This is a genomic window from Agrobacterium salinitolerans (assembly GCF_027498475.1).
In the GTDB taxonomy this organism is placed as follows: domain Bacteria; phylum Pseudomonadota; class Alphaproteobacteria; order Rhizobiales; family Rhizobiaceae; genus Agrobacterium; species Agrobacterium salinitolerans.
Window position 1 is genome coordinate 1,034,254 of sequence record NZ_JAPZLN010000001.1, and the last position, 24,638, is coordinate 1,058,891.

The following is a 24,638-nucleotide window of genomic DNA, read 5'->3' on the forward strand; positions in this document are numbered from 1 at the left end:
TCCGGAAGTTACATACGGCCCGCTTCTCAGCGGGCCGTTTTCATTTCACGCTTCACAAGCAACACGAAGCGGATGGTGAGAAGAACGGCAGCCGTCGAAAGACCGATCACGAAGCCGAACCAGACACCGCGTCCGCCAAAGCCGAGCGGAAAAGCCATGGTCCAGGCAAGCGCCAGGCCGATCGGCCAATAGGAAATCAGTGCCAGCATCGCCGGTATGCGTGCATCCTTCAACCCGCGCAGCAGGCCCGCCGTGACCGCCTGAATACCATCCACCAGCTGGAAGATGCCGGCAATCACCACCAGACTGCTGGCATAGGCAAGCACTTCCGCCGCCTCGGGCAATTTCGCATCCAGGAACCATTTCGCCAGGAATTCCGGCACGGCCGCAAACAGGATGCCGCCGCAAATGGCGATGCCGCAGGCAATGGCGTAAATCATGATCGAGGCACGGATGAGGTTCTTGAAATCCCCCTGCCCCCGCGCCACGCCTACACGAACCGTTGCCGCCTGGGAAAGACCGAGCGGTATCATGAAGGCGATGGAGGCGAGCTGCAGGGCAATACCATGCGCCGCAAGCTGCACGGTGCCGATCTGCCCCATCAAAATGGAGGCTGCAGCAAACAGCGTCACTTCGGCAAGAATGGTGATGCTGATCGGCAAACCAAGGCGCAGCACTTCGAAAAGCGCATGCCAATCCGGTCGCCAGAAGCGCACGAAGAGCTCGTATTTCTTCGTTTCGTCACGCGTCTGCACATAAGCGACGATGAAGATGAAGCTGAAAGCGTTGACGATGACGGCAACGACGGCTGCGCCATTCATGCCCATGGCCGACAGGCCGAAATGGCCGAACACGAGCGCGTAAGCCAATATACCATTCATGACGAGCATGATGATGGTTACATAAAGAATGACGCCAGCTCGGCCGATAGCGCTGACAAGCCCGCGCAGCACATAAAACAGCAATGCCGGTAGCAGGCCGAATTTGGCGATGGCAAGATAATGACCTGTCAATGCGGCCACGTCAGGGTTTTGCCCAAGCGCGAGCAAAATGCGCTCGGCATTCATGAAGATCGGGAGAGCCAGCAGCCAATAGGCGATCGCCACCCACATGCCCATGCGCAGCGATCGGCGCGCGGACGTTGCATCGCCCTGCCCGTAAGCCTGCGCTACCATCGGCACGACGGCGACGGAAAAGCCGGAGCCGAAAATGAAGACGACGAAAAAGAACTGCCCGGCCAACACCATCGCCGCCAGCTTCTCGGCTCCAAGCTGGCCGACGATGACCATATCCGTTGTATGGATGCCAAGCTGTGCGAGCTGCGCACCGATGAGCGGAATTCCGAGCGCAAGCGTAGCCTTAAAATGCGAAAACCACGACCCCGATCCGGAAGGAACGGTTCCTGCAACAACCGACGAAGACATTGTAATTCACCTGAACTTTGGCCGTTGCCCGCGAATTGCGCAACGGCAGCACAGGGATGAATAAAATAATCGCTGTCTGCATGCAACCGGCAGCAGTGCATGGTTAAAAATTACGCAGATCGGCAGCCAGGCGAAATCCGACCGTATTGCGCCCTGACGAAAGACAAATTTAGTCCAATTTTACCATTCGCCTCTATTTATTAGAACATCGGATAGTTCTTTAAAATCATAAGCTGCATGACGCAGAATATTCCCGCCTTTGAGGCATGTTTCCCCCATCAATGTTGAAGATGACCTCGACGGTACATCCGGCTTCAAGGATCTGTAGCTTGCCGAAGAAAACAAATCTCATGACGCGCATTCTTGTTGCCGCGTCATCTCTCGTCGTCGCAGCCTTTGCAGGCTTTTCCTATTACATCGACAGCCTACAGCATCGGGTTACGACCGAAGCAGTCGCGGAAAACATTGATTCCTCCGGCAAGCAGGCTGCGCAAAGCATCGCCAACTGGCTGAATGGCCGCATCATGCTGACGGAAACGGTGGCAGCGACCTTGGCCAAGCTCCCGGAGGACGACGCGAAGCTGCGGTTTCTGGAAAACGACGTGCTGACGGCACAGTTCATGTCGACCTATTTCGGCAATGCCGAGACAGGCACCTTTACAACCTTCCCGAAGACACCGCTGCCGGAAGGCTACGATCCGCGAAAGCGTCCGTGGTATCTGGATGCCGTGAAAGCCGGCAAGACGGTTCTGACCGAACCCTACAACGACGCCTCCACCGGCGGCCTCATCATCACCGCCGCCATTCCCGTTTCCATCGACGGCAAGCTTGCTGGTGTGACAGGCAGTGACTTCTCGCTGGATTCGCTGGTGAAGATGATCAAGTCGGTGGATGCCGGCACGGATGGATACGCCTTCCTCGTTAGCAAGGACGGCAAGATCCTCATCCATCCCGACCCAAAATTCGTCGACAAGCCGCTGGCCGATCTCTTCAAGGTCGACACGCCGGCGATTTCCTCCGCGATTTCAAAGACCGAGATCGACGGCAAGGGCAAGATCACCAGCTTCATTCCCGTAGCCGGCCTGCCTTCGGTCGACTGGTATCTCGGTTTCGTGGTCGATTCCGACGTCGCCTACAGCGCAATCGGCCAGTTCCGGCTGGCGGCAACCATCGCCACGATCCTCGCAGCCACGATCATGATCGGACTTCTCGCAACCGTCCTTTCCCGCTTCATCGTCCGCCCCGTCACGCAGATGACGTCGGCCATGGAAGGGCTTGCCGCCGGCAATCTCGATGTCGCCATTCCCGGTCAGGAACGCACCGACCAGATCGGCTCGATGGCCGCAGCCGTTGCCGTGTTCCGCTCGAACGCCATGGAACGCCTGCGCCTCGAAGACGACGCCGAGCAGAACCGCACGCTTTCCGAACAGGAGCGCAGCGACCGCGAGAGACTGGCGGCAAAAGATGCGGCGGACATCCAGTTCGCGGTCGACTCGCTTGCCAAAGGTCTGGCGCATCTTTCCGACGGTGATCTCAACTATCGCATCGATACGCCTTTCGTCTCCCGCATCGATCGCCTGCGCAACGACTTCAACAATTCCGTTGCCAAGCTGAATGCAGCGCTCAGCACCGTCGGCCAGAACGCCCGCGCCATCGACGCCGGCGCCGGCGAAATCCGCCAGTCCGCCGACGATCTCGCACGGCGCACCGAACAGCAGGCGGCGTCCGTGGAAGAGACTGCGGCGGCGCTTGAGGAAATCACCACCACCGTCAAGGATTCCGCCCGCCGTGCCGAAGAAGTCGGCCGTCTGGTCGACCGCGCCCGCAGCAACGCCGAACAGTCCGGCGTCATTGTCGAAGATGCGGTTCGCGCCATGGAGGGCATCGAAAAATCATCGTCCGAGATCAGCAACATCATCGGCGTGATCGACGAAATTGCCTTCCAGACGAACCTGCTCGCGCTCAACGCCGGTGTAGAGGCCGCCCGTGCCGGTGAGGCCGGCAAGGGTTTTGCCGTCGTCGCGCAGGAAGTACGCGAGTTGGCTCAGCGCTCCGCCAATGCGGCCAAGGAGATCAAGACGCTGATCAACGCCTCGACATCGCAGGTGCAGTCCGGCGTCGATCTCGTCGGCAATGCCGGCAAGGCGCTGGAAACCATCGTCCGCGAAGTGCAGGAGATCAATCGCCACATCGACGCTATCGTGACCTCATCGCGCGAACAGTCGACCGGCCTTCAGGAAATCAACACAGCCATCAACACCATCGATCAGGGTACGCAGCAGAATGCCGCCATGGTCGAGGAACAGACGGCCGCAAGCCATGGGCTCGCCTCTGAAGCGGCAGCGCTCAACGAGCTGCTCGCACAATTCCAGCTTGCTACGGCAACCCAGCGGCAAGCGGAATATGGGCGGGCTGCGTGATGGCAAAAAAGAAAATGGCCGGAGCGATCCGGCCATTTTCTTGTCCGCCCCGGCAATAGCCGGTTTCCGCCACCGGCGCGATCCGCTAGAGCTTGATCGATCATGATCATGCGGAGGGATTCATGCTGGAACTGATTTGGCGCGGCATTGCCATGGGCATTGGCGGCACCGTGTTTATGGATATATGGGCAATCGTGCTGCACCGGTTCTTCGGCCAGTCCGCGCCGAACTGGGCGCCGGTCGGCCGCTGGTTCTGGCACGTGCCGAAGGGCCGGATATTTCACCACAGCATCGCCACGGCTGAACCCTATGAGCACGAACTGGCACTCGGTTGGATTTCGCATTACGCCGTCGGCATTCTTTATGGCATCGTTCTTGCTCTGGTGGTCCCGGCCGCGTGGTTTGCCAATCCTTCCTTCATTGCGCCGTGGGTCGTCGGCATCATAACGGTCGGCGCGGGCTGGTTCCTGTTGCAGCCGGGACTCGGTATTGGCTGGGCGGCGTCGAAGACCCCCAACCCGAACAAGGTCCGCTTCCTCAACCTTGTGGCCCATACGGTTTTCGCCCTTGGCATGTATGTCGTGGCGCTTTTGATGCGCTAAATGAAAAGGGGGCTGAAAAGCCCCCTCTCCTGTTGATTCTCAGATATTCGCCGAAAACGTATCGCAATCCTCGACACGGCCGCTCTGGAAACCGCGCTTGAACCACTCCATGCGCTGAGCCGACGTGCCGTGGTTGAAGCTGTCAGGCACCACATAACCTTGCGTCTGCTTTTGCAGCGTATCGTCACCGATCTGGTGAGCCGCGTTCAACGCTTCCTCAAGATCGCCGGCCTCGAGAATGCCCTTCTGCTCGGTAAACTTGCCCCAGATGCCGGCATAACAATCCGCCTGAAGCTCGACACGCACCGACATCCTGTTGGCATCCACCTGGCTCATCGACTGGCGGCGACGGTTGAACTCCGGCAGGACACCGGTGAGATTCTGTACGTGGTGGCCGACCTCATGCGCAATGACGTAAGCCTGCGCGAAATCGCCGGCGGCTCCGAAACGCTGATCCAGTTCCTTAAAGAAGTTGGTATCGAGATAGACCTTGCGGTCACCAGGGCAATAAAACGGGCCGCTGGCAGCGGAAGCATTGCCGCAGGCGGAAGACACCTGGCCGGAGAACAGCACCAGTGTCGGTTTTTGATAGGTTTCACCGGCAGACTGGAAGATACCGCTCCAGGTATCCTCGGTCTCCGCCAGCACGGTGCGTACGAAGGCGGTCGTCTCGTCGGACGACTGGCCCTGCGGACGCGTGCCGGACTGCTGTTGCGTCGTGCCGCCGCCGTCCATCGACAAATCGCCGCCGGTCAGCAGCGTCAGCGGGTTGATCCCAAGCACCCAGCTGATCAACAGAATGACCAGAAGACCGCCGATCCCTATACCGCCGCCGCGACGCCCGACAGGTATGCGCATCCCGCCACGGGAAAAAGGATCGCCCGATCCCGCCGACATGCCGCGCCGGTCCTCGATATTGTCCGACTGGCGGCGCCCTCTCCATTCCATGCTCTTCTCCCGGCGGTTCCGCCTCAACAAGCTGCCTTATAACGGCACTATAATACATCTTGTTCCGGAAGAAAGCAGAGGCGGCAAACGGAGTCTCTCACGCAGTCCTGCGTCTTTGTTTCAGCACGATCACAAACAGGAAGGTAAACAGGACAGCGCCAGCCAAAAGCGCCACAAATCCGGCTCTGCCATCACCAAAAGCAACCTCGTGCATGATGCGTCCCGGAACGAAGGTGAAGCCTCCGGCAATCACGATGCCGCCGAGATAAACGCTCTGCATGATCCGCATGTGACGGGCGATAGCGCCGCGGCGCGCAAAATGGACCGATTGCAGACATCCATAAAGGGTGAAGGCGGAGAGCAGGTGGATGGGGCTGAAACCATAAAACATCTTCAGCTCATGGATGAAGAAGGTTGAAATGGAAGTCGTCACCATCAGCATCACCCAGATCTTGCCGAGCAGCCGGTGAACGGCGTCGCCCTTGGGACGCAGGAAAATGAAGGCGCCGAGAATGGCCGCAGGAACGACAGTGGCGACATGGAATTGCACGGCAAGCGGTGCGTCTAACAATGGCTGAAGTGACATGGGCGCTGTTTCGGCTCGGTTGAAATCACCGGCAATTTCGGCAAAACATGCGCTCAGGAAAAACGGATTGACGCCAACCGCAGGAAAACTTCGTGGATCACCCGTATCTGCAGTCCACGCTTCGTGAAATGCACGCCATCCTGCAATCGTCCAGGCTATGGCTGACATTTCTCGCGGTGCTGGCGATCTTCATCGTGACCGGACCTTTCGGCACGAGCGAAACCATGAGCTTCGCCGAGCGGCTGCTTTACTGGACAATCGTACAGGCCGGCGCCTGGATACTTGCCATATCCTTTTCCATCGTCGCCAACCGCGTCTTCGCCGATAATATCAGGAATATGCTGGCGCGCATGATGATCGGCTCGCTGACGGCCGCCCTGCCGATAGGGCTCCTGCTTACCATCACCAACCGGATCTTTTCGGGCACGGAAATGGGTTTCGGCCCATTTCTACAAAGCAGCCTGTCATCCCTGCCTCTTTGCGCCATCTTCTGCCTGCTAAGCTATCTCACCGCCAGCCAGTCGCTTGCAACAGCGCCAATCGCCATAATGGGCACAGGCAAAAACACCGGATGCGAGGTGAAAAGCACCGCGCCGCTGCTGGAGCGACTGCCGCCGCAAAAGCGCGGCGAATTGCTGCGACTGTCAGTGCAGGACCACTATACTGAAATCGTCACCACGCGCGGGCGTCATCTCGTTCTGCTGCGTTTCTCCGACGCGCTGAAGGAAATAGGCCATACGGAAGGCTTGCAGGTGCACCGGTCGCACTGGATTGCCGATGCCGACGTTACCTTGCTGCGCAAACGAGCCGGTCGCCTGCACGTGATCACGAAAGACGGTACGGAAATCCCCGTCAGCCGCTCCTATAGTGCAGCGGTCCAGGCCCGTTTCACCGCACATGCCCCTGCCCGTTAAGAGTTTCTGTCGATTCCGGAATTTATGGGGTTCCGTTCTCAAAAACATTTGCCTATAAGCCGCTTCTAGCCTGAAAACATTTGAATTGCGCTCCCCGGCCGGTGATCTTCCACCCTGGCCGGTGTTTTGCGCAACCAAAAAGCGGAACGAGAGAGCCATGCCGAAGCGCCAAGATATCAAGTCCATCCTCATCATTGGCGCAGGCCCGATCGTCATCGGTCAGGCATGTGAATTCGACTATTCCGGCACGCAGGCCTGCAAGGCGCTTAAGGAAGAAGGTTACCGGGTCATTCTGGTCAACTCCAACCCGGCCACGATCATGACCGATCCGGGCCTTGCCGACGCAACCTATGTCGAGCCGATCACCCCTGAAGTCGTCGCCAAGATCATCGCCAAGGAGCGTCCGGACGCGCTTCTGCCGACGATGGGCGGCCAGACGGCGCTTAACACCGCGCTTTCTCTCAAGCGCATGGGCGTTCTCGATCGCTACAACGTCGAAATGATCGGCGCGAAGCCCGAAGCCATCGACATGGCGGAAGATCGCGCGCTCTTCCGCGAGGCCATGGCCCGCATCGGCCTTGAAACCCCGCGCTCGATGCTGGCCAACGCCACCGAAATCAAGGATGCCGACCGCAAAAAGCACGAGGCCGCCCGCACCGAGCTGAAGAGCAAGCTTTCAGGCCCCGATCTCGACAAGGCGCTGGACGATCTCGAAAACCAGTGGAACCTCGGCGAAACCGACCGCAAGCAGCGTTATATGGCCCACGCCATGGCGATTGCCGCTCAGGCCATCGATCATGTCGGCCTGCCCGCCATCATCCGCCCGTCCTTCACGCTCGGCGGCACCGGCGGCGGCATTGCTTATAACCGCTCGGAATTCTTCGATATCGTCTCGGGCGGTCTCGACGCCTCGCCGACGACGGAAGTTCTGGTCGAAGAATCGGTGCTCGGCTGGAAGGAATATGAGATGGAAGTCGTCCGCGACAAGGCGGACAATTGCATCATCATCTGCTCCATCGAAAACATCGATCCGATGGGTGTCCACACGGGTGACTCGATCACCGTTGCACCGGCGCTGACCTTGACCGACAAGGAATACCAGATCATGCGCAACGCCTCGATTGCGGTGCTGCGCGAGATCGGCGTTGAGACCGGCGGCTCGAACGTGCAGTTCGCCGTCAATCCCAAGGATGGCCGCCTCGTCGTCATCGAAATGAACCCACGCGTCTCGCGCTCGTCTGCTCTCGCATCGAAGGCAACCGGCTTCCCGATTGCCAAGATCGCCGCCAAACTCGCTATCGGCTATACGCTGGACGAACTCGAAAACGACATTACCGGCGGCGCGACCCCGGCATCGTTCGAACCGTCGATCGATTACGTCGTCACCAAGATCCCGCGTTTCGCCTTCGAAAAGTTCCCGGGCGCGTCGCCGATCCTCACCACCGCCATGAAGTCGGTCGGTGAAGTCATGGCCATCGGCCGCACCTTTGCGGAATCGCTGCAGAAAGCGCTGCGTGGCCTCGAAACCGGCCTCACCGGTCTCGATGAAATCGAAATCCCCGGTTACGAAGAGGGCGAAGGCTCCAAGAACGCGATCCGCGCCGCCATCGGCACACCGACGCCAGACCGCCTGCGCATGGTCGCCCAGGCGCTGCGCATGGGCATGACCGAAGAGGAGGTCCACGAAAACTCCAAGATCGACCCGTGGTTTATCGCCCAGTTCAAGGCCATCGTGGATACGGAAGCCCGCATCCGCGAGCACGGCCTGCCGCAGGATGCCGAAAACCTGCGCATGTTGAAAGCCATGGGCTTCTCCGATGCCCGCCTCGCCAGCCTGACCTCCAAGCGCCCGAAGGAAGTGGCCGAGCTGCGCAACAGCCTGAACGTCCGCCCGGTCTTCAAGCGTATCGACACCTGTGCGGCCGAATTCGCGTCGCCGACCGCTTACATGTATTCGACCTATGAAATTCCCTTCGTCGGCGCAGCCCGCTCGGAAGCGCAGGTCTCCGACCGTAAGAAGGTCGTCATCCTCGGCGGTGGCCCGAACCGTATCGGCCAGGGCATCGAGTTCGACTACTGCTGCTGCCATGCCGCCTTCGCGCTGAAGGATGCCGGCTTTGAAGCGATCATGATCAACTGCAACCCGGAAACCGTTTCCACCGACTACGACACCTCCGACCGTCTCTATTTCGAGCCGCTGACCGCCGAAGACGTGATCGAGATCATGCGCGCGGAACAGGAGAAGGGCGAACTCGTCGGCGTCATTGTGCAGTTCGGCGGCCAGACCCCGCTGAAGCTTGCCGAAGCGCTGGAAAAGAACGGTATCCCGATCCTCGGCACCGCGCCTGACATGATCGACCTTGCCGAAGACCGCGACCGCTTCCAGAAGCTCTTGATGAAGCTCGATCTTGCCCAGCCGAACAACGGCATCGCCTATTCGGTCGAGCAGGCCCGCCTCGTTGCCTCGGAAATCGGCTTCCCGCTGGTGGTTCGCCCGTCCTACGTTCTGGGTGGCCGCGCCATGCAGATCATCCATTCGGAAGGCCAGCTCCAGACCTATCTGCTCGACACGGTTCCGGGCCTCGTACCCGAGGACATCAAGCAGCGTTACCCCAACGACAAGACCGGCCAGATCAACACCCTGCTCGGCAAGAACCCGCTGCTGTTCGACAGCTACCTGACCAACGCCGTTGAAGTGGACGTCGATGCGCTGTGCGACGGCGAAAGCGTCTTCGTCTCCGGCATCATGGAGCACATCGAAGAAGCCGGCATCCATTCGGGCGACTCGGCCTGCTCGCTGCCGGTCCGTTCGCTGTCGAAGGAAATCGTCGACGAGCTGGAGCGTCAGACGACGGCGCTCGCCAAGGCTCTCAATGTCGGCGGCCTGATGAACGTGCAATACGCCATCAAGGACGGCACGATCTACGTTCTCGAAGTCAATCCGCGCGCCTCGCGCACCGTGCCTTTCGTGGCCAAGACCATCGGCGCGCCGATCGCCAAGATCGCCGCCCGCGTCATGGCCGGCGAGAAGCTCGATCCGGCGATTGCCGCCTATGGCCAGAAGCCCGATCCGCGCAACCTCAAGCACATTGCCGTCAAGGAAGCTGTCTTCCCCTTCGCGCGCTTCCCCGGCGTCGACATTCTGCTCGGACCGGAAATGCGCTCGACCGGCGAAGTCATCGGCCTCGACACGGATTTCGCGCTCGCCTTCGCCAAGAGCCAGCTCGGCGCCGGCGTCGACCTGCCCCGCTCCGGCGCGGTCTTCGTCTCGGTGCGTGACGAGGACAAGGAAGGCGTTCTGCCGGCCATCCGCATTCTCGTGGAAAGCGGCTTCAAGGTGCTGGCCACCGGCGGCACCCAGCGTTTCCTCGCCGAAAAGGGCATCAACGCCGAAAAGATCAACAAGGTGCAGGAAGGCCGTCCGCATATCGAAGACGCCATCCGCAACCGTCAGGTCCAGCTCGTCATCAACACCACCGACAGCAACAAGGCGATTTCGGACTCGAAGTCCTTGCGCCGCGCGACGCTGATGCAGAAGGTGCCTTACTACACGACGATGGCGGGTGCGGAAGCAGCAGCGCTTGCCATCCAGGCGCTGAAGGCCGGCAATCTGGAAGTGAAGCCGCTGCAGAGCTACTTCCAGTAAGCTGCGGGAACCGCAGGTTCCAACGCTGAATGAAAACAAAGCGCCGCAGGTCACCATGCCCGCGGCGTTTTGCATTGCGTAATCCTGCTGCAATTCATTGCCGGTATCAAAACATCAGTTCGAACGAGGTCCATGATATCCCTATTGCGCAATGACGGATCGCCCGCAGCCATTCGCCGCGCCGTTGCCGAAGCTGAGGTCAAACGCTCCATGAAGATGCTGAAGCGCCCCGCCACAGGGACCCAGCGATGGGAACACCTGGCCCTGATGGGCCAAAACACCGCCTTGAGGACCTGATCATGGCTGGACGTCCACCGGGACCGGAGCGGGTGGCTTTTCCGTTGCGGATCGAACCCGCAATATTGAACATGATCCGGCACACCGCGAGCGGCGAACTGCGCAGCGTCAATGCCCAGATCGAGGTTCTTCTGAAAGAGGCCCTGTCCCGCCGCGCTACGGCGGATGAAGCAGACAAGCCGCCCTTTTAGACCGCAGGGTGACAACGACGCTACAAGACACAAAGATGCGAGGCGGTCCTGCGGAAAGATCGCCGGCCCGCAGCCCCGCCTACGCCGCCAGCGCCTCGCGAACGCAATTGCGCCCCTCGGTCTTTGCCCGGTAAAGCGCACGATCTGCCTTTTCTGCGAGCGTCTGGAGATCGCAGCGCATGTCGCCGGTGGCGGCAACGCCGATGCTGATGGTCACCCCGACACGCAGACCGCCGCAATCGACCTCATTTATCGCAACCGCGTTACGAATGCGTTCGCCGATCATGCAGGCCTTGTCCACACCGGCGCCCGGCAGGAAGATGATGAATTCCTCGCCGCCATAACGCGCCAGCACGTCTCCGCCACGGATGCTGCCGCCGATGCGCCTTGCCACTTCCTGTAGCACACTGTCGCCGACGGCATGGCCGAAGCGGTCGTTGATCGACTTGAAGTGATCAATATCAAGCAGCATGGCCGCGTCGTTGGGATCGGGGACGGCAGGCATCGTCTGAAAGAAGAAACGCCGGTTCTTGACGCCCGTCAGCGGATCGGTATTCGCCAGAACCAGCAATTTCCGCTCGGATCGCTCCGCCACCAGCATCATCACGAAGAGCGAGATGGCGAAGTTCAGCATGATAATGAAGAAGAACGCATTGACTAGGTTGATGCTGGCATAAGCGGGGAAAAGCACGCTTTTCATCACCGCAAGCGATATCAGGCCGGAGACGCCGGTAATCGCACCAAGCGCCAGCCGCGAAAGAAGCGGCTCTTTCCGCCACCGGGCAAAAAGCACACCCGCCCCGCCAAGATAGGCCAGAGCCGCGCAGCCATTAAAAAGCGCCGCGCGAAACGCGTTGTTGCCGGCCACCTGCAACGCAACGCCAATCGCCAGCACTGCAATAAGACAGGTGAACAGGATGGTTTTGCGATTGACGAAACGTCCATCGCTCAATGTCTTTAGACCCAGCCAGATAAGCGCATATCCGGCAATACCGAACAAAACGCTGCCAAGCTCCCAAACGATCGGCGACAATATTTTCCATTCGCCATAACCGGCAAGCGTCGAACCGACCGTCATCGCCGCAAAACCCGCAGCAAGAGGAATGGGCCCCGGTAGACCGCGGCTACTCATTTTGAGATAGATAAAGCTTAACAGACCAACGATGTAAGAACATTTTTGCATCAGTATTACTGTCGCGAGGTCGAGCTCACCCAAAATTAATTGTCCATACAATGAATAAATTTAAAACAACCAAATACAATATCAATTATAAAATTTCAATAAAAATAACGGAAAACCAATCGTTAAACGATAATACCGGAAGTTATGGCTCAAGTTTTCGATAAATCTCCGATATACACATCGAAATCTATTCGAATATTCTAATAAACTTTATATCCTCAACGAACCGCGTCATTTCCGCCTCTTTCGCCCGCCCACCAGCAAGGCGCAGGAGATAGGAGGGGTGCACGGTGACAAAAAGCGTTCGGCCCTCCTCCATCGGTATAGGACGACCCCTGATCTCCGAGAGCCTTTCTTTGCCGCCGGTCAGCGCATAAAGCGCAGTTGCGCCCATGGCAACGATCAGTTTCGGCCGGACGAGCGCGATTTCCTGATTGAGCCACCAGCGGCATTGCTCCACCTCGCCTGCATTCGGCCGTTGATGGATGCGTCGTTTGCCGCGCGTTTCATATTTGAAGTGTTTGACGGCATTGGTGACGTAGAGCTTTTTGCGCTCAATACCGACATCGGCAAGAGTCCGGTCGAAAAGCTGGCCAGCCGGGCCGACAAAAGGCTTTCCGGCGAGATCTTCACGATCGCCCGGCTGTTCGCCAACGATCATGATTTCCGCATCCTCCGGCCCGGAACCGAAAACCGTTTGCGTGGCGCTGCAATGCAGGGGACAGCGGGTACAGTGGCCAGCCTCCCGCGCCAGCGACGCAAGCGTTCCGTCTGGCGCCAGTTGCGGCATCTCCCGTGCAGCGGCCGCAGCCTGCAGGCGATGATGAAAGGGCTGCGGCTGGCTCGCCGTTCTGGCGGCCATTTCCAGCACCCGCGCCTCCGCACCGAGAATGAGGTCGGGAATGAGATCGGCTTCCGGCAGGTTCTTCCAGTATTTCTTTGGCATCTCCGCCGTCATGGCTTTGATCTTGAGGCGCGCCGGATTGAATATATTGGCATAATAGGTCCGCCAGAGTTCATCCGTCTCGTCCGTCAGATCAAGCTTCGCCGCCGCCTCCCGAGAGGTTTGCAGCTCGCTTCCATCCCATCGGGCGGACCCTTTCGGCGTGGCGATCAGCCAGTCCATATCGGTAAACCGTCGCTGGAAAAACGCTGCCGTTCGCTCGACGATGAAATGATCCGGCTCGAACCAGGCCACGAACCGCCGTCGCCCGCCCTGCCCCTGCGGCAAGCACAACTCCTTGAAACGGACGAAGGCCGTCATCTTGTGACAATCCCGACGCACCGATTTCTCGAGCAAACGGGCCTCTGCAACATCCGGATCGGACTTGAACTGCAACAGGGCGCGATCCCGCTTCAGCCGCCACAACAACCGGTAAAGCAGCGCAAACCGGCCGGGATCGCCATGGCAGATGACGGCCTGCGCCAGCGCCAAAAACGAGGCCGGAACGGAAACCTGCCCATTGCCGGCATCGACCGTCGGTAATGGCTCACCGGCGAAATCCAGCAGCCCTGCCCCGTAATCCTGCAACCGCCAGTCAATCGTCTCCGGTCGAATATCGGCGGCAAGGGCCGCACGCGCGGCATCGCGCCACTCGCCGAAATCGCCCCGCCCTTCCAGCACCGGGCAGTACATCACAACAGCGACAATTGTTCGGGCTGCGGTGCAAACATCGCCCGCAAATCCGGCCGCTCGGTCAGCTTGCCCGGCGTCCAGCCCTCTGCGACGATAAAAGCCTTCACCTTTTTCAGGGAAACGCCGAAACGCGCAATATCCTCCAGCCGCAGCCGCCGGAACCGCCGTGACGAGAGAACGGAGGCCACCGTCTTGGTGCCGAAACCGGGCACCCGCAGCAGCATTTCCCGATCCGCCGCATTAACGTCCACCGGGAAACGGTCGCGATGTTTCAGCGCCCAGGCCAGTTTCGGGTCGATATCGAGATCGAGCATGCCGTCCCCCCCGATCGCCGTTATCTCGCCAATGTCGAAGCCGTAAAAGCGGTAAAGCCAATCCGCCTGATAAAGCCGGTGCTCCCGCATCAGCGGCGGTTTGATCAGCGGCAGGTTTTTCGACGAATCCGGAATGGGGCTGAAGGCCGAATAATAGACGCGCCGTAAACCGTAGCTGCCATAAAGCCGGGCACTGGTGGAGAGAATGGTGTTATCGTCAGCGCCATCCGCCCCCACGATCATCTGCGTGCTCTGCCCGGCCGGCGCAAAGCGCTTGGTCTTTTTCGTCCTGACGGTCGGCTCCCCCGCCTCCTCAATCTTCAGGCGGATATCGGCCATGGAGCGGCGAATATTGGCGGGCTGCTTTTCCGGCGCGAAACGACCAATGCCGCTATCGGTCGGCAATTCGATATTGATCGAGAGACGATCCGCGTAAAGCCCCGCCTCCTCGATGAGCCTGGGCGACGCCTCCGGAATCGACTTCAGATGGATATAGCCTCGAAAACCATGCGTAACGCGCAGCTCGCGTGCAACCCGCACCATCTCTTCCATCGTATGATCCGACGACCGGATGATGCCCGACGATAGGAAGAGCCCTTCAATATAGTTGCGCCGATAAAACTCGAGCGTCAGCCACACCACCTCTTCCGGCGTGAAACGCGCCCGCTCCACATTGCTTGACGACCGGTTGATGCAATAGGCACAATCATAGATGCAGAAGTTGGTGAGCAGAATCTTCAAGAGCGAAATGCAGCGTCCATCGGGAGCATAAGCGTGGCAAATGCCCGACCCCTCCGTGGAGCCCAGACCGCCTGATGCTGCAGAGTTTCGCTTGGTCGTGCCGCTCGATGCGCAGGACGCATCGTATTTTGCCGCGTCGGAGAGAATGGCCAGCCGTTGCTTGATCGACTTCTTCATAGGTATGTTCACTATATGTTCTGACGACGAATGTCAATGAAACTGGTTAAGGCATTGATTACGAGAGGAAATATGCGCACCTCAAATTTGCTGGCATTTCGCTGCCGTCTTCTGATATAGTCGGCTCAGTTTTGATTTTGGCATGGTTCCGGAGTTCCTCTCCGGAACCTGTTTCTTTTTGTGTCTGCAAGTATAGCGACCGGAATGCGAAGGATAAAAAAATGGTAGAAAAAGTACCGATGACTCAGGGTGGATTCGTCAAGCTTCAGGAGGAGCTGCGCTGGCGCCAGCAGGAGGAACGCCCCCGTATCATCGAGGCGATTGCGGAAGCGCGCGCCCATGGCGACCTTTCGGAAAACGCCGAGTACCATGCTGCCAAGGAAGCACAGAGCCACAATGAAGGCCGCATCACCGAACTCGAAGACCTGACCGCGCGCGCGGAAGTCATCGATCTCTCCAAGATGTCGGGTTCGAAGATCAAGTTCGGCGCCACCGTCAAGCTGGTCGACGAGGATAGCGATGAGGAAAAGACCTATCAGATCGTCGGCGACCAAGAAGCCGATGTGAAGGCCGGCCGCATCTCCATCTCCTCGCCCATCGCCCGCGCGCTCATCGGCAAGGAAGTCGGCGACAGCATTGAAGTTAACGCTCCGGGCGGCGCCAAGGGCTACGAGATTCTCGCGGTTCAGTGGGGCTGACGCCCCCACATGCAATGCGCCCCATGCGGGCGCATTGCTTTTCTTGAAGTCTTCAATCCCCAAAATTAGCCGCAAAGACGGAAGCCCATCTTGTCCCACGTCAGTCTGAAAGATGTGCAGGTGCTTGCGCCGAACTTCAAACGCAGGCTCTCCGGCGTCACCTCAACCATCGTTCAGCTGATACCGGTGCAGAACCGGCTGGGACAGCAGGTCGCCGTCATCGGCCCCGGCCTGCCGCCGCATCTGCCGCATGTGCGCTTTCGTGATCTGTGGCGGCTCTGGCAGGACGGTCCGCAGGGCGGCCCGCGCATCTGGCATGCCCGGCGAAATCTTGAAATGTTGCCGGGTCTTCTCATGCGTGACGTGCTGCGCATGAAGGTGAAGCTTCTGTTCACCTCGGCAGCGCAGAGACGGCATTCCGCCTATACACGCTTTCTGATTTCGAAGATGGACGCCGTGGTTGCGACCAACGCGCGCTCCGGCTCGTTTCTGGAAGTGCCCCACCGCGTCGTCATGCATGGCGTCGATACCGAGCTGTTCCACCCCGCCACCGGCCCAGAAGACACGATCGCGGCAACCGGCCTGCCGGGGGAATATCTGATCGGCTGTTTCGGGCGGGTGCGCCACCAGAAGGGCACTGATCTCTTCGTGCGCGCCATGATCGAGCTTCTGCCCCATTACCCGCAATGGACCGCTGTAGTTTCCGGCCGCATCACAGCAGAACACAAGGCCTTTGGTGATGCGCTCAAGGCCGATGTGACCGCAGCCGGCCTTTCCGACCGAATCGTCTTTCAGGGAGAAGTTGACGACATCAAGCCCTGGTACCGGCGGCTGACGCTTTATGTCGCCCCGTCCCGCAACGAAGGCTTCGGCTTAACACCGCTCGAAGCCATGGCCTCGGAGACGGCCGTTGTCGCCAGCAACGCCGGCGCTTATGAGGAAATGATCGTCAGGGGCGAGACCGGGGCGGTTGTCGATGCGGGTAACTATGTCGCGCTGAGAGATGCGATAAAGATTTATCTCGCCGATCCTGCTCTGGCCAAAGCCCACGCAAGTGCCGGACTTGCGCACGTGCGCAGCACTTTTCCGCTGGAAAAAGAAGCGACAAGTCTCGGCGAAGTCTACGAGGCGTTGCGGCGGGGGGTAATGCCCCCTCCGAAGTCGACGAAAAGCCGGCCGATCAGATTTCCACCAGACCGACGCGCTTCACCTGACGGATGGTGAGCATGGTGCGCACCGTATCGACATTTTCGTCCGCCGTCAGAACCTCGATGACGAAATCCTGAAATTCCGTCAGGTTTTTGGCCACGCAATGCAGCAGAAAGTCGCTTTCGCCCGACACCATCCACGCCTGCCGCACCAGCGACCAGCCAGCGGTTGCCGCCGCAAAAGCCTTCAGATTGCTGTCCGACTGGCGTTTGAGACCGATCATGCAGAAGGCGACGAGATCGAAACCGAGCTTCGGCGCGTTCAACATGGCGTGATAGCCCTCGATCACACCCGCCTCTTCCAGCTTGCGGACGCGCCTGAGGCATGGCGGCGCGGATATACCGACCCTTTCGGCCAGCTCCACATTGGTCATGCGCCCGTCGCGCTGCAATTCGCGCAGGATTTTCAGATCGATGGCATCGAGTTCGACGCTGGTCACGGAGGAGTACCTCGTTAAGCTGTAGAACTTCCTTGTACTATTCGGCGCGGGATTCGCAACATTATGCCACCGCCCGGTCACAAAATTGCGCGCGCATCCACAACTGCCTTGTTGGTAACGCAAGGCTGCCCTTGAATAAAGACACTAGACAACCTTAAATACCGGGCAACGAAGGGGTTGCGGCCCGTCCGCCGTCCTGCGGCTGGAAGGCCCTCGAGCGAAGACCCCGTTATTGAGAAGGAATATTTCCATGTCTGCCCGCCATACGAAGGTATTGATCATAGGCTCTGGTCCCGCCGGCTATACGGCAGCGATCTACGCGGCCCGCGCCATGCTGAAACCCGTGCTGATTGCCGGCATGGAACAGGGCGGGCAATTGATGATCACCACGGACGTGGAAAACTATCCGGGTTTCGCCGATCCGATCCAAGGCCCATGGCTGATGGACCAGATGCTGAAGCAGGCGACGCATGTGGGGGCGGAAATCGTCAGCGACCTCGTCACCGAAGTTGACACCACCGTACGGCCTTTCGTGGTCAAGACCGATTCCGGTCAGGTCTGGACGGCCGATACGCTGATCATCGCCACCGGCGCCAAGGCCAAGTGGCTCGGCATCGAAAGCGAACAGCAATTTCAGGGCTTCGGTGTTTCCGCCTGCGCTACCTGCGACGGTTTCTTCTATCGCAACAAGGACGTGATCGTGGTCGGCGGCGGTAATTCCGCCGTGGAAGAAGCGCTCTATCTCGCCCATATCGCCAAATCCGTGACAGTGGTGCACCGCCGCGACAGCTTCCGCTCCGAAAAAATTCTGCAGGAGCGCCTGTTCGCCAAGGAAAACGTCAAGATCCTCTGGAACACGGAAATCGCCGAAATCACCGGCGCACCGGCCAAGCCGCCCATGCCGCCTTCTGTCTCCGGCGTGAAGCTGCGTGATACCAAGACCGGCGCGATCAGCGAATTCCCCATCGACGGTGTCTTCGTCGCCATCGGCCATGCGCCGGCAGTCGAGCTGTTCAAGGGCAAGGTGAAGCTGAAAGACAACGGCTACATGTGGACCGCCCCCGATTCCACCGCTACCGACGTGGAAGGCATTTTTGCAGCCGGTGACGTTACCGACGACATTTACCGCCAAGCGATCACCGCCGCCGGCATGGGCTGCATGGCGGCGCTGGAAGCGGAACGTTATCTCACCGCGCAACAACCGCTCGCGGTCGCAGCGGAATAACCGAAAGGCAGGATAGGCATGGCAATGCCATTGGACTGGGATAAACTGCGCATTTTCCATGCCGCAGCCGAAGCTGGGTCTTTCACCCACGCTGCCGACAAGCTGCATTTGTCCCAGTCGGCCATCAGCCGTCAGGTCAGCGCGCTGGAGCAGGATGTCGGCGTCAAGCTGTTCCATCGCCACGCTCGCGGCCTCATCCTCACCGAACAGGGTGAGCTGCTGTATCGCACCGCCCACGACGTGCTGCTGAAGCTCGAAACGGTGAAGATGCAACTCACCGAAACGACGGAAAAGCCGAGCGGCAAGCTGCGCGTGACGACAACCGTCGGTCTCGGCCAGGGGTGGCTGACGGACAAGGTACAGGAGTTCCTGCAGCTCTACCCGGAAATGTCGATCCAGCTCATCCTCGACAATGAGGAGCTGGATGTGAACATGCGCCACGCCGATTGTGCCATCCGCCTGCGCCAGCCGCAGCAGTCGGACCTCATTCAGCGCAAGCTGTTCACGGTGCATATGCACGTCTATGCCGCACCGTCGTATATCAACCGTCACGGAGAGCCACAGTCGATCGAGGATCTCGACAATCACCGCATCATTTCCTTCGGTGAACCGGCGCCAAACTACCTGCTAGACGTCAACTGGCTGGAGAATGCTGGGCGCTCCTCTGACAACACACGCATTCCACATCTGCAGATCAACAGCCAGACCTCGATCAAGCGGGCCTGTCTGCTGGGGATAGGTATCGCTTGTTTGCCGGATTATATCGTCGGTCGCGATCCTGGCCTCATCCAGCTGTCGCTCGCGGCAGATATTCCGTCATTCGATACCTATTTCTGCTATCCAGACGAAATGAAAAACGCTGCAAAGCTGAAGGCTTTCCGCGACTTCATCGTCGCCAAGGCGCGGAACTGGAACTTCTGACGTTAAAATAATCGACGTCAAAGAATAATCTTTCAAATTCAAAGCCTTACAAAGGCAGACGCAAGAGGGGCGTACAGGCGCCCCTTTTCAGCTTTGCACATAAAATATACCGGAAATATCGAGGGCTGCGCGGCGCGCATGTCTGACCTGCACAAAAAAGAGTTGTTTCGTGCACAAAAAAGCACCATATCGCTCTCAGCTGATGCACACGGTGGCTTTTCCTCCCAGTTCCACCGCATCAGCTGTTCCCCTCTGGAGGTTTTTGACCTTCACACTTAAAGGGCCCTGGATCTATCCGGCGGCCCTCTTTTTTTACCCGCAAGAATTTTCTCCGAATTGGCGAAATATCGCACGATGCAACCTTGTTTTGCATTGTTCCCACACCCATATCTTAGTTGGCTGTCACGTTCGCCCAAGGCACGCGACAGCTGTTCCCCTCTGGAGGTTTTTGACCTTCAAACTTGTCAGGCCGCGGAGAGATCCAGCGGCCTTCTTTTTTGGAACAGCCTTTTCGTCCCCGCAACGTTCACAGAGACGTGACTTGTATATCGATAATGATCGATATATATATCGGTCATGTCAGATATTAAAGAAGCACCGATGAACCCGGAGGAAGTCCTCAAGGCCCTTTCACACCCGGCACGGCTGAAATTCCTGGAATGGCTGAAAAACCCTGAAAATCATTTCTGCCAGGAGCATCCGCTCAGCATGGGGGTGTGCGCCAACCAGTTTCAGATCAGCGGCCTGTCGCAATCCACCGTCTCGTCGCATCTGGCGGTGTTGCAGGCAGCCGGCCTCATCCGGTCGAAAAAAGTTGGGCAATGGGTGTTTTTCGAGCGGAACGAAGAAACCATCGATGCCTTCCGCCATTATCTGCAAGCCAATCTCTGAGCCTCCCAAGCTTTGAGCCCCGGGGTGCCGGACTAGAGACCGCAGCGGGTTTCACGCCGGCACCCGAAAAACAAAGCGCGTCCACCGCGCAATTTCGCCAACCGACCAGAAAGTGAAGTCGCATGACCAGTCTTTTCGAACCGGCACAGGCCGGCGATATCGTGCTCGCCAACCGTATCGTCATGGCTCCCCTCACCCGCAACCGTTCGCCGGGCGCCATTCCCAACAATCTCAACGCTACCTATTACGAGCAGCGCGCCACGGCCGGGCTGATCGTCACCGAAGGCACGCCGATTTCCCAGCAGGGCCAGGGCTACGCAGACGTTCCCGGCCTTTACAAGCGGGAAGCGATCGACGGCTGGAAGAAGATCACCGACGGCGTGCATTCTGCCGGCGGCAAGATCGTTGCGCAGATCTGGCATGTGGGCCGCATTTCCCACGTCTCACTACAGCCGCATGGCGGCCAGCCGGTTGCTCCTTCCGCCATTCCGGCGAAGTCGAAGACCTATATCATCAATGATGACGGCACCGGCGCCTTTGCCGAAACCTCCGAGCCGCGCGCGCTCACCATCGACGATATCGGTCTCATCCTCGAGGATTACCGCAGCGGCGCACGCGCAGCACTGGAAGCCGGTTTCGATGGTGTCGAAATCCATGCCGCCAACGGTTACCTGATCGAGCAGTTCCTGAAATCCAGCACCAACCAGCGCACGGATGATTATGGCGGCTCTATTGAAAACCGCGCCCGCTTCCTGCTGGAAGTCGTTGATGCGGTTGCGGAGGAGATCGGCGCCGGCCGCACTGGCATCCGTCTTTCCCCCGTTACCCCGGCCAACGATATTTTCGAGGCCGACCCGCAGCCGCTCTACAATTACGTGGTGGAACAGCTCGGCAAGCGCAATCTCGCCTTCATCCATGTCGTTGAAGGCGCAACCGGCGGCCCGCGCGATTTCAAGCAGGGCGACAAGCCTTTCGATTACGCAGCCTTCAAGGCGGCTTATCGCAATGCCGGCGGCAAGGGCTTGTGGATTGCCAATAATGGTTATGACCGCGAGAGCGCCATCCAAGCCGTGGAGAGCGGCAAGGTCGATGCCGTCGCCTTCGGCAAGGCCTTCATCGCCAATCCGGATCTGGTCCGCCGCTTCAAGGACAACGCGCCCTTGAATGAACCGAACCAGCCTACCTTCTATGGCGGCGGGGCCGAGGGTTACACTGACTACCCGGCGCTCGCCTGATAAAGGATAAAACAAAGACGCCGCATTGCCTGAAAGCGATGCGGCGTTTTTCTCTCAGCACGGCCTTCGCGCCTGCCGCGCGGCGAAGTCGGAAAACGCGCCCATGACAAAAGCGTTGGGCACATGCAGCGCCTGCAGAAAACCATTGCCCGTTTCCCTGCCAATGCTCATCAGCGCCACCTGAAAACAATAGAGACCGAGCAGGACCAGCGCGCGGCCAAGATTGGGCCGCAACTCGTCGTATCGCAGAGCGAGGATTACCAGTGACAGGATCGGAACCGAAATCAGGAGACCGAGCCCCTTGTGCAGCGAAATCAGCGATCCGTCATAATAGATAGATAGCCCGGCCAGCAGCACCTGCGCGAAAATGAGTAACGGCACACTTGCCGAGATCACGACAAACAGGCGACGCCAAACCGACACCCCAATCCCGACCGTCGCCATCACACCCTGCCCCCGGCATCGACCGGTTGAGCAAGGCTCGCCGCACCCTGCCTTTGCTCGAGGCAGCCGAGGCTCGCCAATGTCGTCGATATCGCGACATCGATCGGTGTTCTGGGCTCCGTTCCGAGGAAATCCGTAAGCTTGCGATTGCTCATCCGGATCGGCATATGCCAGAGATATTGCATTTCCAGTACTTCACGGAACAGGGGAACGAAGGGCGCGGCCAATTTGATGCCCGCCCAAGACAGCCTCCGCCTCTTGACCGGATGACCGACAACCCGCTCGATGGCTTCAACCAGTTGCAGCCCGTCGAAATCCCAGAAACCCTCCATGTGATAGACGGCAAAAGCCGGAAGCTCATCTGCCCGGTCCAGCAGCCGACCGATCGTCTCCGCCACGTCAGGCAGATAGGCCCATTGGTGTCCTGCATGAGGGGCAGCCGGATTCTGGACGCTGCGAACCGGCTTTCCGGGCTTCACCAGCATCTGCGAAAACCAGTTGTTTCTGGCATCCGGCCCAAAAAAATCCCCTGCCCGAACAATCAGCACCGGCACGCCACGCATCGACGCCATTTTCAGCCGCCGCTCCATCTCCGCACGCAACGCGCCCTTGCGCGTAAACGGCGTTTGCGGGTTCTCTTCGGTCAGCAGCGGAAAGGCGTCCGAACCGAAATTATAGACCGTACCGGGAAAGACTATCCTGGCGCCGCAGCTTTCGGCGGCGGCGATCGTGTTGTCCAGCATCGGCACGACCTGCTTCTCCCAATCGCTATAGCCGGGAGGATTAACCGCATGGACGATGAGCTGAGCGCCCTGCGCCGCCTTGAGAACATCCTGCCGGTCCATCGCATCGCCTGTCACGAATTCAATGTCGCCAGCGACTTCAGACGCTGGCTTTCGGCGAGTCATCGCCCTTAGCCGCCAGCCCCTTTGCAGCAGCATTCGCGAAACCTGACCACCGACGCCGCCGTTCACTCCCAAGACGAGAGCCAGAGGCCGCCGATCCTGCACTGCACTTGCATCGTTCTCGATTGACATTGTCATACTCCTTTGTGTGTCTGGAGTATCGACCCGATGTGCGATATACGAAATTGTCGAAATCAGTGGAGCGGCTATACAAAATATTATGACGAAGAACCGCGATATCAGCTGGGATTTCTACCGCACCTTCCTCAGCGTGCTGAGCGACGGTTCATTGTCTGCCGCCGCCCGCGAGCTTGGCATCACCCAACCGACGGCGGGACGCCATATCGGCGCGCTGGAGGAGGCCGTTGGTTTTCCGCTGTTCATCCGCTCGCCCCACGGGTTGATGCCGACGGAAGCAGCACTTGCGCTCCGTCCCTATGCGGAAAATCTGGCAGCGACGACCGCCGCCCTTATGCGCGCCGCCTCCGGCGAAGTCGGCAAGATCGAAGGCACGGTGCGCATCAGCGCATCCGATATCATCGGTGTGGAAATGCTGCCGCCGATCATTACCGCCATGCAGGAGGTTCACCCGCGGCTTGAAATCGAGCTTTCGCTATCCGATACGCTGGAAGACCTTTTAAGGCGCGAGGCGGATATCGCCATTCGCATGACCGAACCGCTGCAGGATGCAATCGTCATGCGTTACATCGGCAATTTCCGCCTGGGATTTCACGCGACGCGCGACTATCTGGCAAGAGCCGGCGCCCCGGCGAGCATGGAAGATCTGAACCGCCACCGGATGGTCGGTTTCGACCGCAAGACGCCCTTTATCCGAGCGGCCATCCAGCGAATGCGCTCGCTTGACCCCGAAATACCCGATATTGAAGAAATTTCCTTCGAAATCCGCGCCGACAGCAATCTCGCCCAGCTTGCCATGATCCGCGCCAGCGCGGGCATTGGCGTCTGCCAGATCGGCCTTGCACGCAAGGACCCACGGCTGGTTCAGGTTCTCCCAAACATCGATATCCCGCTCCACACCTGGGTCGCGATGCACGAAAACCTCAAGACCTCGCCGCGATGCCGTGCCGTCTTCAGCGCCCTCGTCGAAGGCCTCAAGGGGCATCTTAAGGAAACCGACCCAAGTGCTCCGCCCAAACGGCGCTAATGCCGAACAACTCTCGGCGAAGTGATCCCGGCTTTGCTGGAAATCCACGGATCGCGCATCAAAACGGTCTGGCCTGCTGCGTCGTCTTGTCGACCACCTCGGCTTCCGGCCGGTCGCCGCCCTGGCTGTATTCTTCATGCCAATGGCCGCTCTCATCCTGATAGCTGATTTCCTCGTCATCGCCGCCCACCTGCTGTTCGGCAGCGACAATACGCGCAGCCTCACGGGCATCGGCATAGGTGGGAAACGTCTCGGAATAAGCGCCGTTCATGCGGTAGGCGAAGCCTCCGTCATGTTCGACGATCTCGTACACCACTTTGGTCATGCATGGTCCTCCTGTATCGGTAGGCGACATGGCAACCACAACCGCGTTTCAAGCATTGCACCCGATGGGACAGCGCGGCATGAGCAGCATGTCCTGCGACAC

The 24,638-nt window shown here is 59.1% G+C and carries 21 protein-coding genes and 1 pseudogene; 12 read left to right on the plus strand and 10 right to left on the minus strand.

Annotated features, from left to right (window positions below):
- Positions 1–26: 26 nt before the first annotated feature.
- Entirely contained in the window at positions 27–1,424 is a 1,398-nt protein-coding gene (locus O9X91_RS05035; protein WP_142911710.1) for an MATE family efflux transporter, read from the minus strand.
- A 329-nt stretch (positions 1,425–1,753) separates the two neighbouring features.
- Here O9X91_RS05035 and mcpU point away from each other — a divergent pair, with 329 nt between their 5' ends.
- A complete protein-coding gene (gene mcpU / locus O9X91_RS05040) occupies positions 1,754–3,844 on the plus strand; it encodes a methyl-accepting chemotaxis protein McpU (protein ID WP_142911711.1) in 2,091 nt (696 codons plus the stop codon).
- 122 nt (positions 3,845–3,966) lie between these two features.
- The gene (locus O9X91_RS05045; RefSeq protein WP_142911712.1) at positions 3,967–4,446 is read left to right on the plus strand and encodes a DUF2938 domain-containing protein; all 480 of its coding nucleotides are present in this window, start codon (positions 3,967–3,969) and stop codon (positions 4,444–4,446) included.
- 39 nt (positions 4,447–4,485) lie between these two features.
- Here the strand turns inward: O9X91_RS05045 and ypfJ are convergent, their stop codons facing one another.
- Complete coding sequence (ypfJ, locus tag O9X91_RS05050) at positions 4,486–5,394, minus strand: KPN_02809 family neutral zinc metallopeptidase (protein WP_142911713.1); 909 nt, start codon at positions 5,392–5,394, stop codon at positions 4,486–4,488.
- Positions 5,395–5,491: 97 nt separating this feature from the next.
- Positions 5,492–5,980, minus strand: a complete 489-nt coding sequence (locus O9X91_RS05055; protein WP_142911714.1) for a DUF2306 domain-containing protein — start codon at positions 5,978–5,980, stop codon at positions 5,492–5,494.
- Positions 5,981–6,072: 92 nt separating this feature from the next.
- On the opposite strand from O9X91_RS05055, the gene O9X91_RS05060 reads away from it, so the two are divergent.
- From O9X91_RS05060 to O9X91_RS05070, 3 genes are all read left to right on the plus strand, one after another.
- Entirely contained in the window at positions 6,073–6,894 is an 822-nt protein-coding gene (locus tag O9X91_RS05060; protein WP_137410739.1) for a LytTR family DNA-binding domain-containing protein, read from the plus strand.
- Positions 6,895–7,051: 157 nt separating this feature from the next.
- Positions 7,052–10,540, plus strand: coding sequence for a carbamoyl-phosphate synthase large subunit (carB, locus tag O9X91_RS05065; RefSeq protein WP_077983083.1), 3,489 nt, complete (start codon positions 7,052–7,054; stop codon positions 10,538–10,540).
- 299 nt (positions 10,541–10,839) lie between these two features.
- Positions 10,840–11,028, plus strand: coding sequence for a type II toxin-antitoxin system antitoxin (locus O9X91_RS05070; RefSeq protein WP_031233516.1), 189 nt, complete (start codon positions 10,840–10,842; stop codon positions 11,026–11,028).
- A gap of 79 nt (positions 11,029–11,107) precedes the next feature.
- Here the strand turns inward: O9X91_RS05070 and O9X91_RS05075 are convergent, their stop codons facing one another.
- The 3 genes from O9X91_RS05075 to O9X91_RS05085 form a co-directional block, all read right to left on the minus strand.
- Entirely contained in the window at positions 11,108–12,247 is a 1,140-nt protein-coding gene (locus O9X91_RS05075; protein WP_142911715.1) for a GGDEF domain-containing protein, read from the minus strand.
- A 151-nt stretch (positions 12,248–12,398) separates the two neighbouring features.
- Positions 12,399–13,847: a UdgX family uracil-DNA binding protein gene (locus O9X91_RS05080; RefSeq protein ID WP_269834284.1), complete on the minus strand. Its 1,449-nt coding sequence runs from the start codon at positions 13,845–13,847 to the stop codon at positions 12,399–12,401.
- Positions 13,847–15,079 carry a putative DNA modification/repair radical SAM protein gene (locus O9X91_RS05085; protein WP_269833376.1) on the minus strand — a complete coding sequence of 411 codons (1,233 nt, stop codon included), beginning with the start codon at positions 15,077–15,079 and terminating at the stop codon, positions 13,847–13,849. The genes O9X91_RS05080 and O9X91_RS05085 overlap by 1 nt, the downstream gene beginning before the upstream one ends.
- A gap of 221 nt (positions 15,080–15,300) precedes the next feature.
- Here O9X91_RS05085 and greA point away from each other — a divergent pair, with 221 nt between their 5' ends.
- Positions 15,301–15,777 carry a transcription elongation factor GreA gene (gene greA / locus O9X91_RS05090; protein WP_003522847.1) on the plus strand — a complete coding sequence of 159 codons (477 nt, stop codon included), beginning with the start codon at positions 15,301–15,303 and terminating at the stop codon, positions 15,775–15,777.
- A 90-nt stretch (positions 15,778–15,867) separates the two neighbouring features.
- A pseudogene (locus tag O9X91_RS05095) lies at positions 15,868–16,920 on the plus strand (glycosyltransferase family 4 protein); the annotation flags it as partial.
- A 37-nt stretch (positions 16,921–16,957) separates the two neighbouring features.
- On the opposite strand, the gene O9X91_RS05100 reads toward O9X91_RS05095, so the two are convergent.
- Positions 16,958–17,425 carry an Lrp/AsnC family transcriptional regulator gene (locus O9X91_RS05100; protein ID WP_004430414.1) on the minus strand — a complete coding sequence of 156 codons (468 nt, stop codon included), beginning with the start codon at positions 17,423–17,425 and terminating at the stop codon, positions 16,958–16,960.
- A gap of 250 nt (positions 17,426–17,675) precedes the next feature.
- Here O9X91_RS05100 and trxB point away from each other — a divergent pair, with 250 nt between their 5' ends.
- The 4 genes from trxB (at position 17,676) to O9X91_RS05120 (ending at position 21,697) form a co-directional block, all read left to right on the plus strand.
- The gene (gene trxB / locus O9X91_RS05105; protein ID WP_077983077.1) at positions 17,676–18,650 is read left to right on the plus strand and encodes a thioredoxin-disulfide reductase; all 975 of its coding nucleotides are present in this window, start codon (positions 17,676–17,678) and stop codon (positions 18,648–18,650) included.
- A gap of 24 nt (positions 18,651–18,674) precedes the next feature.
- Positions 18,675–19,571, plus strand: coding sequence for a LysR family transcriptional regulator VtlR (locus O9X91_RS05110; RefSeq protein WP_046798419.1), 897 nt, complete (start codon positions 18,675–18,677; stop codon positions 19,569–19,571).
- Between the two features lie 600 nt (positions 19,572–20,171).
- Positions 20,172–20,462, plus strand: a complete 291-nt coding sequence (locus O9X91_RS05115) for an ArsR/SmtB family transcription factor (protein WP_137411041.1) — start codon at positions 20,172–20,174, stop codon at positions 20,460–20,462.
- A 122-nt stretch (positions 20,463–20,584) separates the two neighbouring features.
- Positions 20,585–21,697, plus strand: a complete 1,113-nt coding sequence (locus O9X91_RS05120; protein WP_077983076.1) for an alkene reductase — start codon at positions 20,585–20,587, stop codon at positions 21,695–21,697.
- 54 nt (positions 21,698–21,751) lie between these two features.
- On the opposite strand, the gene O9X91_RS05125 is transcribed toward O9X91_RS05120, so the two are convergent.
- On the minus strand, positions 21,752–22,141 hold the full coding sequence (locus tag O9X91_RS05125) for a DUF6220 domain-containing protein (protein ID WP_142911718.1): 390 nt from the start codon (positions 22,139–22,141) through the stop codon (positions 21,752–21,754).
- Positions 22,141–23,178: an NAD-dependent epimerase/dehydratase family protein gene (locus O9X91_RS05130; RefSeq protein WP_269833375.1), complete on the minus strand. Its 1,038-nt coding sequence runs from the start codon at positions 23,176–23,178 to the stop codon at positions 22,141–22,143. The genes O9X91_RS05125 and O9X91_RS05130 overlap by 1 nt, the downstream gene beginning before the upstream one ends.
- An 88-nt stretch (positions 23,179–23,266) precedes the next feature.
- Here O9X91_RS05130 and O9X91_RS05135 point away from each other — a divergent pair, with 88 nt between their 5' ends.
- The gene (locus O9X91_RS05135; RefSeq protein WP_077983073.1) at positions 23,267–24,211 is read left to right on the plus strand and encodes a LysR family transcriptional regulator; all 945 of its coding nucleotides are present in this window, start codon (positions 23,267–23,269) and stop codon (positions 24,209–24,211) included.
- Positions 24,212–24,269: 58 nt separating this feature from the next.
- Here O9X91_RS05135 and O9X91_RS05140 read toward each other — a convergent pair whose 3' ends face one another.
- Positions 24,270–24,536, minus strand: coding sequence for a DUF2188 domain-containing protein (locus O9X91_RS05140; protein WP_077983072.1), 267 nt, complete (start codon positions 24,534–24,536; stop codon positions 24,270–24,272).
- Between the last annotated feature and the right edge of the window lie 102 nt (positions 24,537–24,638).